Raw genomic sequence first — 2380 nt, 5'->3', positions numbered from 1 at the left:
CCGTCCTTCTCCAAGCTGGCGCGCATGGTTGGGCAGATGAAGGAGCCGTATAACGACCAGATGTGAGGGTGGGTAGGCGCCTTGCCTGGAAATGTGGGCGCCGCCCCTCATCCGCCCCTTCGGGGCATGACAGCCCTGCGCTTTCGCTCCGGGCGTTCGTTGCTCGAAAAGCCAAGCAATTGGCTTTTCGTTCCGCTAACGCGGACCACGCCTCACCCCCGTGGAACGGGGAGAAGGAAAGGGTCATGCCCTGCCCGGCCAGCCCTGCTTGAGGGCCAACACGCTGCCGGGGCCGTGCGCCGCGGCGTAGAGCAGGCCGGCGGCGAAGGGGAAATGCGACATGAAGGCGCCGAATTCGGCCTGGTTTCCGGCCCAGTGCGACGGGCCGTGGAAGGCAAAGCCAAGGAAGGTGACGTAGACCGCGCCGATCAGCGCCAACGGTGTCAGATAAGCGCCGGTGAGGAAGGATATCACCAGCAGCGTTTCGAGGATCGCCGCGCACCAGGCCAGGAACAGCGGGAACGGAAAGCCCGCGGCGGCGATGTAGCCGGCAGTGGCGCCCATATCCATGAGCTTGAAGGCGACGCCCATCGCGAACATGGCGGCGAAGATCAGGCGGGCAATGAGAATGGCGACGGTCTGCCAGGTCGATTGTGTGTTTTCCACGAGTGTCCCTCCGGTTGAAGTGGTTGATGTGCTCCAAGGACGGACGAAGGGCGATGGTTCCGACAGGGGGGTGGAAAAATTGTTGGAGCGCCCTTCCTCGCCCCCGCAACGCGGGGGAGAGGTGGCCGCGAAGCGGTCGGAGAGGGGCAGCGCCGGCCATGAAGGATCAAGCGCCGCGGCGCGAGCCAGCCAAGCTTGGTGTTTTACGAAGGCCCCTCTCCGTCGCGGCTTCGCCGCGCCACCTCTCCCCCCGCTTCGCGCGGGGCGAGGAAAAAAGCTCAGCCGACCTTCGCCTGCGGCGGATGGCTGATCGAATCCCGCACGGTGCCGTATTCGGCGCCCCAGCGGTCGGTCATGTCGCAGCGTATGTCCCAGAGATCGGGGAAGAAGCGATGGCGGGCGCCGCCTTCCAGGATTTCCACCGGCCGTCCCTTCAGCGACTTGGCGCCCAGCCCGATCGAGCGGTGGATCAGATAAAGGTGGTTGGCGCGGAATTTCTGGAACAGCTCGTCGAACTCGATCAGCGCCTCGGCCACGACATAGGAATCACCGTGGTCGTAATGCTCGTCATAGATATCCTCCACGGTCAGCCCGCGGCCGTCGCAATAGGCATGCTTGAAGGCCCGCCAAAGATCCGGCGGCAGGCGCAGCAAGAGCTTGAAACCCGGTGATTCCTGGCCGCTGCCATTGCCGAGCTGCAGGCGGATCTGCTGGTACTCCTTGGGCGACATCGTCTCCAGGAGATCGAGCTGCGCCGTCATCATGCGCATCAGCCGGTGCACGCGGCCCATCAGCGTGACGATGCGGTGGGTGTCCTGCCTCTCCAGATAGTCGAGCACGTCGACCAGCGTGTAGGCGATAAGCTTCATCCAAAGCTCCTCGACCTGATGCACGATCTGGAACTGCAATTCGTCGGCATTGACCATCTCGGCGAGCGGCTTCTGGCAGGCGAGCAGCTGGTCGCATTTCAGATAAACGCCGTAGTCGCGCATTTCGGGCGCCTCGATGCGGGCGTGATAGTCCGTCTTGTCCATGGCTCGTCCTCCTCGCGACAGGTTTTCCACTTGGCGACAAGGATAGCGCTTTCGGCTTGAACATTGTTCCTTTCTGTTGTTCAAATGGCGAAAAATGAAGGACGACTGTCGACGCCTTCTGCCATATTGGAGAACGAATGACGCTGGATACACTCGACCGCAGAATAGTCGCTGCGCTTGAGCGCGACGCGCGCATCTCCTTCGGCGCGCTCGCCGAGGCGGTCGGATTGAGCAAGACGCCTTGCTGGAAACGGGTGAAGGCGCTGGAAGAGGCCGGCATTATCCGCGGATATTCGACCCGCGTCGACCCGGCCAGGATCGGCTTCGGCATCGAGGCGTTCATCCAGGTGTCGATCGACTTCGAGGTGTCGGACGCCTTCGAGGCGGCGGTGAAGAAGCACCCGCTGATCCGCCGCTGCTACGCCACCACGGGCGAGGCCGACTATCTGCTCCAGATCGTCACCGTCGACATGATGGCGCTCGACAAGATGCTGCGCGAGGAGCTCAGCCGCCTGCCCGGCGTGCGCCGCACGGTGACGTCGATGGCGATGCGCGAGATCAAGGGCGACATCTCCTTTGCAGAGGCGGCGGCGCGTGCGTTGCGCGAGTAGGCGCAGGGGGTCTTGAGACCCCGGCAGCCCCTCCTCCAACCGAGCCCCGCAGGCCGCTCGTACGGGCAC

General features: G+C 63.8%; 3 protein-coding genes. 1 reads left to right on the top strand and 2 read right to left on the bottom strand.

Annotated features, from left to right (window positions below; translation table 11 throughout):
- Positions 1–243 precede the first annotated feature (243 nt).
- Both EOD07_RS31080 and EOD07_RS31075 read right to left on the bottom strand, forming a co-directional pair.
- On the bottom strand, positions 244–666 hold the full coding sequence (locus tag EOD07_RS31080) for a DoxX family protein (protein ID WP_127238010.1): 423 nt from the start codon (positions 664–666) through the stop codon (positions 244–246).
- A gap of 278 nt (positions 667–944) precedes the next feature.
- Positions 945–1700, bottom strand: coding sequence for a tryptophan 2,3-dioxygenase family protein (locus EOD07_RS31075; RefSeq protein ID WP_127238009.1), 756 nt, complete (start codon positions 1698–1700; stop codon positions 945–947).
- Between the two features lie 137 nt (positions 1701–1837).
- On the opposite strand from EOD07_RS31075, the gene EOD07_RS31070 reads away from it, so the two are divergent.
- Positions 1838–2311: an Lrp/AsnC family transcriptional regulator gene (locus tag EOD07_RS31070; protein WP_127238008.1), complete on the top strand. Its 474-nt coding sequence runs from the start codon at positions 1838–1840 to the stop codon at positions 2309–2311.
- Positions 2312–2380: the final 69 nt, after the last annotated feature.

Source organism: Mesorhizobium sp. M2C.T.Ca.TU.002.02.1.1 (genome assembly GCF_003997225.1).
This window is presented reverse-complemented; position numbering and strand designations above follow the sequence as displayed.

Coding starts and splice junctions, on each gene's coding strand:
- EOD07_RS31070 (WP_127238008.1), top strand. CDS start 1,838: ATGACGCTGGATACACTCGACCGCAGAATAGTCGCTGCGCTTGAGCGC.
- EOD07_RS31075 (WP_127238009.1), bottom strand. CDS start 1,700: ATGGACAAGACGGACTATCACGCCCGCATCGAGGCGCCCGAAATGCGC.